This window comes from Paenibacillus sp. FSL H7-0737, assembly GCF_000758545.1.
Taxonomy (GTDB): domain Bacteria; phylum Bacillota; class Bacilli; order Paenibacillales; family Paenibacillaceae; genus Paenibacillus_AQ.
In genome coordinates, this window is record NZ_CP009279.1 from 337,103 (window position 1) to 350,289 (window position 13,187).

The 13,187-nt window shown below is 46.5% G+C and carries 14 protein-coding genes; 13 read left to right on the plus strand and 1 reads right to left on the minus strand.

Going from position 1 to position 13,187, the window contains the following annotated elements; genetic code table 11:
* The 10 genes from H70737_RS01535 to H70737_RS01580 all read left to right on the plus strand — a co-directional run bounded on the left by H70737_RS01535 (position 1) and on the right by H70737_RS01580 (position 7,619).
* Positions 1 to 777, plus strand: a complete 777-nt coding sequence (locus H70737_RS01535) for an ABC transporter permease (protein WP_042184207.1) — start codon at positions 1 to 3, stop codon at positions 775 to 777.
* A gap of 194 nt (positions 778 to 971) precedes the next feature.
* Positions 972 to 2,084, plus strand: a complete 1,113-nt coding sequence (locus H70737_RS01540) for an ABC transporter substrate-binding protein (RefSeq protein WP_042184209.1) — start codon at positions 972 to 974, stop codon at positions 2,082 to 2,084.
* 91 nt (positions 2,085 to 2,175) lie between these two features.
* Positions 2,176 to 3,099, plus strand: coding sequence for an ABC transporter permease (locus tag H70737_RS01545; protein ID WP_042184211.1), 924 nt, complete (start codon positions 2,176 to 2,178; stop codon positions 3,097 to 3,099).
* Positions 3,096 to 3,899 (plus strand): ABC transporter permease, encoded by an 804-nt coding sequence (locus tag H70737_RS01550; protein WP_042184213.1) that lies wholly within the window; start codon positions 3,096 to 3,098, stop codon positions 3,897 to 3,899. Before H70737_RS01545 ends, H70737_RS01550 begins: the two co-directional genes overlap by 4 nt.
* Positions 3,896 to 4,939: an ABC transporter ATP-binding protein gene (locus tag H70737_RS01555; RefSeq protein ID WP_042184215.1), complete on the plus strand. Its 1,044-nt coding sequence runs from the start codon at positions 3,896 to 3,898 to the stop codon at positions 4,937 to 4,939. The genes H70737_RS01550 and H70737_RS01555 overlap by 4 nt, the downstream gene beginning before the upstream one ends.
* A gap of 14 nt (positions 4,940 to 4,953) precedes the next feature.
* Positions 4,954 to 5,820: an alkaline phosphatase family protein gene (locus H70737_RS01560; protein WP_081951247.1), complete on the plus strand. Its 867-nt coding sequence runs from the start codon at positions 4,954 to 4,956 to the stop codon at positions 5,818 to 5,820.
* Positions 5,821 to 5,913: 93 nt separating this feature from the next.
* Positions 5,914 to 6,231: a hypothetical protein gene (locus H70737_RS01565; protein WP_042184217.1), complete on the plus strand. Its 318-nt coding sequence runs from the start codon at positions 5,914 to 5,916 to the stop codon at positions 6,229 to 6,231.
* 109 nt (positions 6,232 to 6,340) lie between these two features.
* The gene (locus H70737_RS01570; RefSeq protein ID WP_042123499.1) at positions 6,341 to 6,577 is read left to right on the plus strand and encodes a DUF6953 family protein; all 237 of its coding nucleotides are present in this window, start codon (positions 6,341 to 6,343) and stop codon (positions 6,575 to 6,577) included.
* Between the two features lie 15 nt (positions 6,578 to 6,592).
* Complete coding sequence (locus H70737_RS01575; protein ID WP_042184219.1) at positions 6,593 to 6,865, plus strand: helix-turn-helix domain-containing protein; 273 nt, start codon at positions 6,593 to 6,595, stop codon at positions 6,863 to 6,865.
* 172 nt (positions 6,866 to 7,037) lie between these two features.
* A complete protein-coding gene (locus H70737_RS01580) occupies positions 7,038 to 7,619 on the plus strand; it encodes a 50S ribosomal protein L25 (protein ID WP_042184221.1) in 582 nt (193 codons plus the stop codon).
* 66 nt (positions 7,620 to 7,685) lie between these two features.
* On the opposite strand, the gene H70737_RS01585 is transcribed toward H70737_RS01580, so the two are convergent.
* The gene (locus H70737_RS01585; RefSeq protein ID WP_042184223.1) at positions 7,686 to 9,983 is read right to left on the minus strand and encodes a UvrD-helicase domain-containing protein; all 2,298 of its coding nucleotides are present in this window, start codon (positions 9,981 to 9,983) and stop codon (positions 7,686 to 7,688) included.
* 493 nt (positions 9,984 to 10,476) lie between these two features.
* Between H70737_RS01585 and H70737_RS01590 the strand changes: the two genes are divergently transcribed.
* The 3 genes from H70737_RS01590 (at position 10,477) to H70737_RS01600 (ending at position 13,130) form a co-directional block, all read left to right on the plus strand.
* Positions 10,477 to 10,845, plus strand: a complete 369-nt coding sequence (locus H70737_RS01590) for a hypothetical protein (RefSeq protein WP_042184225.1) — start codon at positions 10,477 to 10,479, stop codon at positions 10,843 to 10,845.
* 75 nt (positions 10,846 to 10,920) lie between these two features.
* A complete protein-coding gene (locus H70737_RS01595; RefSeq protein WP_042184227.1) occupies positions 10,921 to 11,757 on the plus strand; it encodes a DUF6492 family protein in 837 nt (278 codons plus the stop codon).
* 11 nt (positions 11,758 to 11,768) lie between these two features.
* Entirely contained in the window at positions 11,769 to 13,130 is a 1,362-nt protein-coding gene (locus H70737_RS01600; RefSeq protein ID WP_231573461.1) for a sugar phosphate nucleotidyltransferase, read from the plus strand.
* Positions 13,131 to 13,187 lie beyond the last annotated feature (57 nt).

A 13,187-nucleotide genomic window follows, 5' to 3' on the forward strand; every position in this document is an offset into this window, starting at 1 on the left:
ATGAAATGGGTGGAAAAGAAATGGGTTTCTGTATCCATACTATGGATTGCCGCACTCTGCGTCTGGCAGCTTGGGGCAGTGATCTACGGTCCTGATGTGATCCCTGGACCCTGGAGTACGCTTAAGGGTGGACGGGAACTTCTAGAAGACGGAACTTTGATGCAATATATAGGGATAAGCTTTTACCGGGTGCTAATTGGCTGGGTACTCGGCAGTTTAATGGCGATTCCCGTAGGTCTGATTATTGGAAAGGTGAATGTGATTCGTATCTTTGCAGAGCCTTTTCTGAACTTTATTCGTTTTATCCCGCCGATTGCATTCATTACATTGTTTCTAGTGTGGTTTGGCATTGGGGAGCAGTCGAAGATTGCGTTGATTATGTACGCTACCTTTTTTATTGTGGTGCTGAATACCTTGACCGGTGTGATGTCCGTAGAGGAGGATAAAATCCGCTCAGCCCGTAGTATGGGCGCCAGTGAGTGGCAAATTCTGATTCATGTGATCGTCCCGGCGACGATACCGTATATTTTTACAGGCATCCGGTTAGCGATGGGAACCTCGTATATGGCGATTATCGGTGCGGAAATGATTGCTTCGAACGAAGGTGTAGGTTATCTGATTTGGAATTCCAGATTGTTTTTCCGGACAGATTGGATCTTTGTAGGGTTATTCTGTCTTGGCTTTATGGGCTTTTTCACGGATCGGTTATTTGGATGGTTCGGCAAGAAAGTGCTCTATAGATACGGCGTGGTAAGTGTGGCGGCGCGTAGAAGGTAGTATAGCTTTAAGCATAAACACGAGAACCGCCTGAGTGAATCAGGTGGTTTTTTGGTATGTCTTACTTTTTATTTACAAATATTCCTATCCTCCTTAATGCCGCGAAAATAGTACACGCCTATACTGCAATTGGGTGCCTAACAGTTGGAGCATAGAGAAGCCCGCAAATAAGAAATAGGAGTGAAGGGGAAATCATGAAAAAAGGGATCAAAAATCAATTATCGATGGGTCTAATGTTATCCTTGCTCGTCCTGTTGCTTGCTGCTTGTGGAAATTCGGCTAAGGCTGACGAATCAACGAATGGAAATGCTGGCACCAAAGAATTAAGTCTGACCGAGATCGAGAGTAAAGCTAAAGAAGAGGGCAGTGTTATCAGCGTGGGAATGCCGGATTCCTGGGCGAACTGGAAAGATACATGGAGTGATATGAGTAGTAAGTATGGTCTTACACATTCAGATACGGATATGTCGAGTGCGGAGGAAATTGCCAAGTTTGATGCGGAAAAAGATAAACCAACGGCTGACATCGGAGATGTAGGGATCGCTTTTGGATCGGTTGCCGTGGATAAAGGAGTAACACAACCTTATAAAACGACCTACTGGGATGAGATCCCTAATTGGGCTAAGGATAAGGACGGGAATTGGATTGTCGGCTATCAAGGGACGATTTCGTTTCTGACAAACACCAAGCTCGTGGCTAATCCACCGAAGAGCTGGGAAGATCTGAAGAACGGAAATTACAAAATCATCGTAGGTGATGTAACCAAAGCTGCTCAAGCGCAGATGGCTGTATTGGCCGCGGCGATTGCTTTTGGTGGCGATGAGTCGAACATTGAACCGGGGATTGCTTTTTTCGAAGATTTAGCTAAAAAAGGACGTCTCTCCAATGCAGAAGCTTCTCTTGCTAACATTGAAAAAGGGGAAGTAGAAGTTACCCTGCTGTGGGATTTCAACGCTTTGAACTATAGAGATCAGATCAACAAAGATGGCTTCGCGGTAGCCATTCCGAAGGAAGGCAGTGTGGTGAGCGGTTATGCAACGATCATCAACAAATATGCGCCGCATCCTAACGCTGCGAAGCTGACACGTCAATACATCCTTAGTGATGAAGGACAGATTAATCTTGCCAAAGGGTACGCTCGTCCGATCCGTGACAGTGTAATACTGCCGGATGATGTTGCGGCTAAGCTGCTGCCAAAAGAGGAGTATGTTAACGCTAAGCCTGTTGGCGATTACAAGGTATGGGAAGAAACAGCGAAGACCATTCCACAGTTATGGCAGGAACGTGTGCTTGTGCATTTGAACTAGAATTGTTCTTCCCCCAAAAAAGAAACAGGGCGCCTTCGTTACGATGCCGTAAGGTGCCCTTGTTCTATTCCCGCGACAAGGAGTGAGGAAGTTGAAACAGAAAAGCCGCGGTGTGATCCTGGCACTCATTCCGTTTGCACTGATGGTGTTGGCATTTCAGCTGGTGCCTGTATTGTCCATGCTGACGGGAAGTTTCCAAAAGGCCGATGGAACTGGACTTACGCTAGGCAATTACCTGCATGCACTGCAAAGTGCCTATTACATGCAGGCAATCAAGAACAGCTTGCTGATCTCTTTAACCTCAAGTCTGATAGGGATCATTGTCGGACTTTTTTGTGCATATTGTATTACTCGGTTCACTCCGAGGGTAAGGGACAGACTCTTAATGCTGTCGAATATGACCTCTAACTTCGCAGGAGTTCCGCTGGCTTTTGCGTATATTATTTTGCTTGGTAACAATGGAGTGTTTACGCTCTTATTCAAACAGTGGGGCTGGAGTGTTTTTACCGATTTTGATTTATATAGCTGGTCTGGTCTGATTCTGGTGTATGTCTATTTTCAGGTTCCATTAGCCTTACTGCTCTTGTATCCATCCTTTTACGGAATTCGTGAGCAGTGGAGAGAGGCGGCGTCCTTGCTGGGAGCAGGACCGTGGCAGTTCTGGAAGACGATTGGGCTGCCAATTCTAACTCCGGCGATCTTCGGCACACTGGGAATACTGTTTGCCAATGCGATGGGTGCCTATGCAACGGCATATGCTTTGGTTGGCGGGAATTATAATCTGCTGGCGGTACGTATCGGTTCACTGGTTGCTGGAGATGTGGTTACTCAGCCAGAAATGGGGAGTACGCTTGCTGTTCTACTGGGTCTGACTACGATTTTGGCCGTCTATTTGAATCATCTGATGGTTCGGCGAACGGAGAGATTTGGAGCTAAAGCGCTCAGTAAACCGGATGTGAAAACCAAATCTTCTCGGCGCTTGTGGACAGCAGCTAGTGAGGAGGTGGGGCAATGAATATACGTAAAGCAGGCTTCGCTCCGCGCACTTTCATGCTAATGCTCATGGTGTATTTATTACTTCCACTGTTAGCAACCGGTATTTATGCCTTCGCGCAGGACTGGCAGAATACCTTGTTGCCTCAAGCTTGGACACTGAATTGGTTTGGAGAAATGTTTAAGGATATTCGTTTTTTGGAGGCGCTTTGGACCTCGCTGTATTTATGCCTGATTAGCGTGGTGCTGAGTCTGGCCGTGATGCTGCCAGCTGTTTTTGTCATCACCATTTATTTTCCGCGCTGGGAGAGCTTTATGAAAGTGATTGTTGTTCTGCCTTATGCGGTGCCTGGTGTAGTGGCTGCGGTGGGACTTATTCGTACCTATTCCTCTGGCCTCTTTGATATCGCTGGAACAGCTTATTTATTGGTGGGGGCGTATTTTGTGGTCATTCTTCCCTATATGTATCAGGGCATTCGCAATAGTCTGTTGACCGTTAACGCCGTAGAACTGCTGCATGCCGCAGAATTGCTTGGAGCCCGCCGCAGAACGGCTTTTATGAATGTGATTTTGCCAAATATCTGGCCTGGCGTTATCGTCTCTACCTTATTATCATTTTCCGTTCTGTTCGGTGAATTTGTTCTTACAAACATGCTAGTTGGCGGGCATATTCAGACGATTCAGGTGTATCTATATCAAAGAATGGGCGAAAGCGGACATTTAGCCAGTGCGATTGCCATCTCGTATTTTCTGTTTATTCTAGTTCTTTCGATGGTACTAATGAAGCTTGGCAAAAAGATGGGAGGAGGCGTTAAGGGATGAACGATTATCTGAAGCTGCAGGGAATACTCAAAATGTTTGGTGAGACCTGTGTGCTAGACAATATAGATTTGGAGATACGTGAAGGGGAGCTTGTGACGCTGCTAGGACCTTCCGGTTGCGGGAAAAGTACGTTACTTCGCTGCATAGCTGGCCTTTCGGAGCTGGATGGCGGCAGAATCCTTCTAGAGAATAAAGATCTGGCAAATCTGCCGCCCCGTAAACGCGAGGTGGGGATGGTGTTCCAGTCTTATGCTCTATTCCCTAATCTGACGGTGAGCCAAAATATTGAGTATGGAATGAAGATGCGTGGTTTGTCCAAAGCCGCCCGACGTAGCCGCTGCGAGGAACTGCTGGTTTTAGTCGATCTAGAGGAGAAGCGGGACGTCTATCCGCAGTCACTCTCCGGTGGACAGCAGCAGCGGGTAGCGCTGGCCCGTTCTCTAGCCGTGCAGCCCAAAGTATTACTGCTGGATGAACCCCTGAGTGCACTCGATGCCAAGATCCGCAAGAATCTACGTGCTGAAATTCGTGATATTCAGAAGCGCTTTAACATGACGACTCTATTCGTTACGCATGATCAGGAAGAAGCGCTGATTCTATCCGACCGCATCTGCATTATGAATGGTGGACGCATCGTCCAAGATGGAACACCGGAAGGACTGTACACCGCGCCGCGCACAGAGTTCGTTGCCCGGTTCATGGGCAGTTATAACGTATTGACTCGGCCAGAGGTGATGGCGCTGTTCCACGGAATAGATAGTGGGATGGACAGCTTTGCTATTCGCCCCGAAGCCGTAACGTTACTGCATGATGGGGCGGGTCAGCAGGAGGCTGCTGCCGGAGCACAACTGGTGAATGGAGTGATTAAATCTGTGTCTGTGCTAGGCAATATTATTCGATGTACGGTTGAGGCTGAAGGAATCCGATTAACGGTTGATCTTTTAAATGATGGACGCTGGCTGCGGGTTGGAGAAGGGGACAAAGTCACATTGGCGTTGAACCCTTCCGAGCTTTTACATTTAGAGCGAGAAGGAGCGTGAGTAGATTGACGGAAATGACCAATAAACTCATTGTGGTTGTCTTGGACGGACTTAGATATGATGCTGCTCGCAAATACATGGGCTATCTGGAGCATCTTGTGGAGCAAGGATCCTTATCTTGTTATCGAGTACAGTCGGAGTTACCCAGTCTATCACGTCCGCTTTATGAAGTGCTCTTAACGGGTACACCCGTGTCCAAAAATGGAATTACGGCTAACCATATTGTGAGACCTAGCCATGAAGAAAGTGTATTTCATTTGGTAGTAGCCGCTAATTTGCGTACAGCTGCTGTCGCCTATCATTGGGTCAGTGAGCTTTATAATTCTGCACCCTTTGATCCACTGGCTGATCGCCATCAGCATAATGTGATGAAGCCAATTCAACATGGAAGCTTTTATTTCGAGGATCACTATCCTGACAGCCATGTATTTGCCGATGCCGTGTATTTACGAAGTGCCTATGATCCGCATTTTTTATACATTCACTCCATGAATATAGATGACGCCGGGCATCATTATGGGGGGGAGAGTAAGGAATATGAGCTTTCCGTGCGTAATGCTGACGGTCTGCTAGCCACTGTTTTGCCTATTTGGATGGAGCAGGGGTATAAGATTCTGATTACGGCAGATCATGGAATGAACGCAAATGGGTACCATGGTGGGGTAACCTCTTCCGAGCGGGATGTGCCGTTATATACGTTCGGAGTAGATGTATTACCACTAGAAAAAGAGGATCAAGCAATTCCCCAGTTACGGCTAGCTCCGCTAATGTGCCATTGCTTAGGGCTTGCACCTTCGGCTGCAATGAGCAAGGAAGGACTGCCTCCTTTTGTGCAAAATCAACCACTTCATGAGGTGAATGAACCTGTGATTTTAGGATGAAAATAAAATAGTAAATCACGATAAAAATCATATACGGGAACGATGGTTTTTTGTATAATAAATAGTATATTTTACCTATTGGGAGGTTGTCTTTTGAGCGCTTCTAGAGCTTTGAAATGGATTACAGGCTCATTTGAAATTATTTTAGCAATTCCAATTCTGGGTGCTGCTATTGTAATTGGCACTGGGTACTCCGCACTGGGATTGATGTTTATTCTTCACCTGGTTACTTTGATTTTATCTTCAAAGAACCAAGAATCTATTTATGGTTCAGTACTCGGAATTGTAACTTCTTTACTCGCTTGGATTCCATTCGTGGGATGGGTACTACACTTGATCACAGGGATTTTGTTGATGGTAAGCGGTGGACAGAAGACTCGTCATTCTTCGAATCATACATATCCACATTAATTCAGACATCCTAATACAGCCCGATTCGGACGTTTGTCCGGTCGGGCTGTATTCATGTTATAATGAGGGCACATTTTAGCATGAAGTACATGAAAGGAGGCACATCCATATGGAAGTAACAGCACAAGATGTAGCGGAATGGATGGTTAAGGAAATTCGGTTTACGGGTACCTTGTATCAGACCGCGGCGATTGAATATGTGAAAGAGAATTTTGGGGAACAATTTGTATTTGTGAATGAGAATGGCAATGCCTCACTGTCCAAGGAAGTAAAGAAAGCTTTCCGGAAGCTGCACGGCGGCAAAATCGCGTGGGATCGCGATGGATTTTTGTGGGCGTGGACTTAAGCTGGAGGTGAATATATGCCGGTTATCCGAAGTAAATTAAGTGTGGTCATGGAGAATCATGATCCCAAACTCTCTATACGAAAGCTTGCTAAGGATATTAATTATCACTTTGATTCGGTTCGCCGTATGTATAAGGATGAGATGGTACAGTATCCCAGAGACTTGCTCTTAAAGCTTTGTTTATATTTTAATGTACAGCCTGGGGAACTCATTGGAATCGAAGAGTTGAATGAAAGTGTTTGTACAATAGAAGAAGTGATAGGTGAACATGGTTTAAGTAAGCGTTAAATAAATTGAGAAAGTGCAGTTGGGAAGAGTTGAGGAATGGGAAGTTGAATTCACTCAAGTCTTCTTTTTTGTATGGAAAAGGGGAGATTTCTGCTAAATTTGACTAGATTATATGGTCATGTTATACTTAGACTGACAAGAATTTATGGTCAAAGAGAGCAGGAAATAAAAAATGAGTAAATTTATTCAATTAAACAAGCGTACTGGCGAAACAAAGTCCCAAAAGAAATTAGCGAGAAAACAGGGACGTATCCCGGCTGTATTGTATGGAGTGGGTAAAGATACTCTGAACGTAGAAGTGGATGAAAAAGAGCTGTTGGGTACTTTGAAAAAAAATCCACGGGCTATTCTGCAAGCAAAAACAACGGACGATGAAGCAATGCCGATCATTGTTCAGCATATTCAAAAGGATTCTCTGTCAGGTAAGATCTTGCATATTGATTTCCAGCATGTGAACATGTCTGTAAATATGGATAGTAAAGTTACGATTCATTTTGCAGGGGAAGCAATCGGCGTGAAAGCCGGTGGCGTATTGCAAGTGGAATTGTATGAAGTAGAGGTTCGTTGTATGCCGGGCGTTTTGCCTACTTCTATGGAAGTAGATATTAGTAAACTTGATATTGGCGATCAGCTGCTAGTTTCTGACCTGATTTTCCAAGATGGAATCGAAGTGCTGACCGATCCGAATGCAGTAATGATTCAGATTAAGACTGTACATGAAGAAGTTGAAGAAGCAGTAGTAACTACAGCTTAAATATATATTTATATTAAAAAAAGCAAGTTTCCAGGGAAGAGGAAACTTGCTTTTTTTGCGTGTAAATCATACGGGAACTTCTCGCTGATCCTTTGCCATAGGTGAGCTGCATAAGGGGCAGGGCTTTGAGGTTAGATGATCCTCAGCTCCGCCAGCTTTCATGCGTGTCCAACCAGGACAACTGCTGCCCGTGCAGTTCCATACCGGAACGACATGGGTTTTTGTAGCGGCTGTTCGGCTGGTCGGCAAGGATCTTGTTGTCACGGTTCTACTCACCGTAGTTGCTGCTGTGGAAGAAACCGCTGAACGGAAGGCGGATAACATGAAGCGGGAGACCTCCGCTTTTTTACCCCGATGCTGTGCAGGTGAGCTGATGAATAGCTCCTCTCGGGCTCTCGTAACGGCCACGTACGCCAGTCTCCGTTCCTCCTCCAGTGCTGCTAAGCTTGAGGCTCCGCTGCTTCCGGCAGCAAGCTTGCGGTCTTTTAACCGGTCGCCCTCCAGTGCAGAGCTATGCGGAAGAATTCCCTCAGACGCTCCAATTAAAAAGACTACAGGAAACTCTAGCCCCTTTGATTTATGAATGGTCATTAATGCAATCCGATTGCCTTGCTCTTTAGTGCCTGGTTGGCGATTATGCTCGTTACGCTCCGTGACATTATCTATGAAATCAAGAAAGGCAGGGATGCTGTCGAAACGCGCCGCGGAGGATTCTAGCTCATCTAGCATTTCTTTTAACGTCTCTCGATGCAGCGTCGCTTGATGCCGTTCATTCGCTTCGATGAAATAATCATAGAATTGGGTACGAATCTGCCGGATTGCTTGTATTGGGGTCAGTTCGCGTATATTTCGGATTAGATCGAGTCGATCTCTTAGTTTAGTCCCTTTGAAGTCTTCCATGCCAGGCATAGACAATAGGTGGATTAACGGTCCTTGCTTGGGCTGTCTAGCTTCCATCTGGCGGATATGATTCATACCTTTTTCACGGTTCATATATAGTGTCGGCAGGATATTCTCCATCGCTGCAAAATTTCGCCGATTCAAGGAGAGTCGCAAATGATCCACTACCGGAGAGATCAGCCAGTGCTCGTACAATAATTGCCCTTCTCCGTAATCAATATAGGGAATATCGCGTAAAAGGAGCAGTTCGAGAACGGCCCGATTGCTGCTCGAGGCCCGGTACAACATGGCGAAGTCGCTATATTCTCTTTTGCCGCTAGAGACCTCGTTTAAAATATGCTCGATCATCTGCTCGGCTTCTTCATCTGCAGTTTGCGGACGCATATATCGTGGCTGACTTCCACTACCTTTTGCGGCTTGCAGGGTTTTGGAACGCCGACGTGTATTGTGCTTGATAATGCCGTTGCCAAGTCCAACGATAGCTGGGCCTGAGCGGTAATTAATATCGAGCGTAATAACCCTTGCTCCCGGATAGAGCTTCTCGAACTCTAGAATGAACTCACTGCGCGCTCCGTTGAAGGAATAAATCGTTTGGTCATCATCACCAACCACCATTAGATTATGCTGTGGGTGAGCGACCATTTTGACAAGTTCGTACTGCAAGGCGTTTGTATCCTGGAACTCATCCACCATCACGTACAGATATCTCATCTGCAACTCTTGCAAAAGCTCCGGACGCTCCTTCAGCATCCGATAAGCAATTAAGAGGACATCGTCGAAATCGATTTTGAAATTGTCTAGCTTCCATTGTTCGTATATTTCCAGAATGGACTTCATTTCTTTTTCGGCGGTGGTGCCTTCTGGTAGATCTTCCACGGTGCCCATGTTCATTTTGCAGGAAGAGAGCAGAGAGAGTACGGTTTCCGGTGGATAAGCATCCTTCGGCAGTCCGAGCTCACGCATGATCTGCTTCAATAGGATGTGCTGGCGCCGTGTCTCACTGAAAATTTCCTGTTGCAATCCTTGTCTGCGCAAGAAAAATAAGAAAAAAGAATGGAACGTACGGGCCTGAAGTCTTGCAACGTCCGCTGTGCTAACTCCCGGGAGCAGGGCGATTCGTTCGCGCATTTCTGCCGCGGCTTTACTCGAAAAAGTCAGCAATAGCAGCTGACTCGGCGAGACGCCGCGCACGGACAACAAATAACCGGTTCTGCAGATCAGAACCGAGGTTTTGCCGGAGCCTGCACCGGCCAGTGTCAGCAGCGGCCCTTTATGATGCCGCACCGCAGCAATCTGCGGGCGGTTGAGCAGGATGCCGCCTTCCTCGAGCCTGCGGAAATAAGCGGAGTCCCCCTCCTCCCGCTTCACTAGCTCTGTGCTGGTCTGTGCTGAAGCTACTGCCGCTTGCGGGATGCGTTCGCCGGTTGCTCCCAGCGGGATATTATGAAATAAGAGCTTATTCAATAGATTCACCTTCATATATTTCTGTATAGAGTGAGCTCAACAAAACTAGTTGGAGAATGGTTGAGTTCATCTTAAAATGTGCCGATTAAAATACGCCGAAAATTTAGCCAATCTACAATATACCATCCCAGCCTTTTTACTGCACAGAAAAAAATGCTGGATATAGTATGGGGGAGTGTGGAGCTTGGTTGTGTGAATGGGGATTGGTGGGCAAGATGTACGGTATAAATCCGTAGAAAAGCGGGAATCGGGCTCGAGTGGCGGGATGTAGGGTATAAATCCCGTAGAAATATGGGAAATGGGCTCGGTGAGTGAAATGTACGGTATAAATCCCGTAGAAAAGCTGGAATTGGGCTCAAGTGGCGGGATGTACGGTATAAATCTCGTAGAAAGGCTGGAATCGGTCTCCGCGGGCGAATAGAACGGTATAAATACCGTAGAAAAGCTGGAATTGGGCTCTGGGGGTGAAATGTGCGGTATAAATCCCGTATAAATGCGGGAATTTGGCTCCGGCGGCGAAAAGAGGGGTATAAATACCCCAGAAGTGAGCGGAATTGGCTTTGTGGGCGAAAAGAAGGGTATAAATCCCCCAGAAGTGAGCGGATTGGGCTCTATGGGCGAAAAGAAGGGTATAAATCCCCCAGAAGTGAGCGAATTTGGCCCTGCGGGCGAAAAGAGGGGTATAAATACCCCAGAAGTGAGCGGATTTGGCTCTGTGAGCGAAAAGAAGGGTATAAATGCCCTAAAAGTGAGCGAATTGGGCTCTATGGGCGAAAAGAAGGGTATAAATCCCCCAGAAAGGAGCGAATTGGGCTTTATGGGCGAAAAGAAGGGTATAAATCCCCCCCTTGTCCTCTCTTAAGTTTACAGTAAAGCCCATTCCCTTTCCTTATTATCCTCATATCCTAAAGCAAAATCATGATATGGAGATGACCGTATGCCCTCGCCTAAAAAGGTCCGCATAAGACATGCCGTTACCATAGATGTACTGATTCCGGCTATCGAGAAAGATTTGGCTACACTCCCCTATGTTATTGACGCTGTCCGAACACATGTTAAGCATCCGATAGGTCGTATATTGATTGTTGCTCCAAAAAAGACACGTATACTGGATTTCTGCCGAAAAAAAGGCTGTACCTTTGTCGATGAGAATACAGTCCTCCCGATTACAAAAAAAGATATCCATTACCGTTCACGGAAATGGGAGAGATCCGGTTGGTTGTTCCAGCAATTGTTGAAGCTGAATGGTGACAAGCTATGTACGGCTGACTATTTTTTAGTCATCGATGCAGATACGGTCTTAATCGCTCCTCATCGATTCCGTGAGAAGGGAAAGACGATTTTTTACAGTCGTAATTGGAGTCAGCCTCAGTACTTTACAACCTATAGGAAGCTAATGGGTAAGAAGGCGGCATCTGCTTCTTCTTTTGTGACGCATTATATGCTGTTTGAACGCAGCCAATTGACTCAGATGAAAAGAGAGATTGAAGCAAAGCATCAGAAGCCTTGGTATTCGGCGATTATACACAGTATGAACCGAACTAAGCAATTTGCTTTTTCTGAATTCGAAACTTATGGGAATTACCTGTATTCGAAGGATCGTGGGGGCATGAAGATCCAAAAAGCACGCAATAAAGGCCTCCATATGAATGCAGGTCAGCTGTCCAAGCAGAAGCTGAATGAGCTGGCGGAAAAGTATAGATCATTGTCTTTTCATAAACGGAAGGGGTATGTGAGAACACCGAGTAGTAAGTCCAGCGCAGGGGGGCGATAGCGTTGCAGATCGTGCTCCTTTCAGGGGGATCGGGGAAGAGGCTGTGGCCGCTGTCGAATGAGATCAGGTCAAAGGCATTTTTAAGACTTCTCCCAACAGAAAATGGCGGCATGGAGTCGATGATCGAGCGAGTATGCAGAGGGCTGGATGAGGCAGGATTGTTAGATTCAAGCTGCATTGTAACCCATCGCAGTCAGGTGGAAATTACCCGCAAATCTGTTGGCAATCAGGTTGCTTTACTGGCGGAGCCACAGAAGCGGGGAACTTTTACTGCAGTTGCATTGGCGGCGAGCTATTTGCATTCCGTGAAGAAAATAGACTTAGAAGAGATCGTTGTGGTCATTCCGGTGGATTCTTATGTGGAGGCTTCTTTTTTCAGTCAGCTTCGGCAGTTTCCCAGCGTGCTGTCCGAATCACAAGCGGATATTGCCCTGATCGGTGTTACGCCTGAATTCCCATCCACACAGTTCGGGTATATATTGCCGAGTGAAGGTTCAGAAGGGACGTCTTTTCTAAATGTGAAGCAATTTGCAGAGAAACCAGACGAACTAGCGGCGGCCGAGTTCATTTCCTGTGGAGGACTATGGAACTGTGGGGTGTTCTCCTGCACATTAGGATACTTGCTCTCAACTATGGTGGAACGGAATCTTTCAGCAGATTACATGGAGCTAGTGGAGCGTTATGACGAATTGCCAGAACGAAGTTTTGACTATGAAGTGCTTGAGCATACGCAGCGAGCGGTAGTTATTCCTTACACCGGAGTTTGGGCGGATATTGGTAGTTGGGATGCGCTTACCCCTCATTTGCAGGAAAAGGTAATTGGCAGGGGGAGCATTTCTGAGGATTCAAAAGGAACCTATTTAGTGAACGAACTCTCTTGTCCCGTACATGTCATCGGTGCCCCAGGCTTGATTGTGGCGGCGGGTGCGGATGGTATTTTAGTTGCTGGGATCGAGCAGGCGAAACGGATTAAGCAGAAGCTGGAGGGTCATGCCGCGAAGCCGATGATTGAAGAAAAGCGGTGGGGGAGCTCACGCATTCTGGATTTCTCACGAACAGCAGCAGGAGTTGAGGTTACGACTTCCAAAATCACGATGTTGGCAGGGAAGCACACCAGCTATCATTTTCACAGGCATACCAAAGAAATATGGTCTTTTCTTTCGGGCAATGGAGAGTACCGTATGAACGGCGTTCTTCATGCAGTTGCAGCCGGAGACACAGTTATAGTACCTGCCGGTGCGAGACATGGTTTGCGGGCGATTACGCCACTCGAATTGATCATTATTGAACTGGTGACATCTTCTGATGTGGGGGATTATGTACGTGTTTCTGCTGAATGGGTGGGGGAGGAAAGCGCTCCTGATCATTTGTAATTCAATAGATTGAAAAAAATCAACCGGGTTTAATCCAGCGTACATGTCCCGGTTGAA

What these genes read in the sequence shown, in the direction of transcription:
- H70737_RS01560 (WP_081951247.1), top strand. Translation starts at nt 4,954, where the DNA reads ATGACCAATAAACTCATTGTGGTTGTCTTGGACGGACTTAGATATGAT.
- H70737_RS01540 (WP_042184209.1), top strand. Translation starts at nt 972, where the DNA reads ATGAAAAAAGGGATCAAAAATCAATTATCGATGGGTCTAATGTTATCC.
- H70737_RS01580 (WP_042184221.1), top strand. Translation starts at nt 7,038, where the DNA reads ATGAGTAAATTTATTCAATTAAACAAGCGTACTGGCGAAACAAAGTCC.
- H70737_RS01595 (WP_042184227.1), top strand. Translation starts at nt 10,921, where the DNA reads ATGCCCTCGCCTAAAAAGGTCCGCATAAGACATGCCGTTACCATAGAT.
- H70737_RS01555 (WP_042184215.1), top strand. Translation starts at nt 3,896, where the DNA reads ATGAACGATTATCTGAAGCTGCAGGGAATACTCAAAATGTTTGGTGAG.
- H70737_RS01590 (WP_042184225.1), top strand. Translation starts at nt 10,477, where the DNA reads ATGCGGGAATTTGGCTCCGGCGGCGAAAAGAGGGGTATAAATACCCCA.
- H70737_RS01535 (WP_042184207.1), top strand. Translation starts at nt 1, where the DNA reads ATGAAATGGGTGGAAAAGAAATGGGTTTCTGTATCCATACTATGGATT.
- H70737_RS01550 (WP_042184213.1), top strand. Translation starts at nt 3,096, where the DNA reads ATGAATATACGTAAAGCAGGCTTCGCTCCGCGCACTTTCATGCTAATG.
- H70737_RS01570 (WP_042123499.1), top strand. Translation starts at nt 6,341, where the DNA reads ATGGAAGTAACAGCACAAGATGTAGCGGAATGGATGGTTAAGGAAATT.
- H70737_RS01575 (WP_042184219.1), top strand. Translation starts at nt 6,593, where the DNA reads ATGCCGGTTATCCGAAGTAAATTAAGTGTGGTCATGGAGAATCATGAT.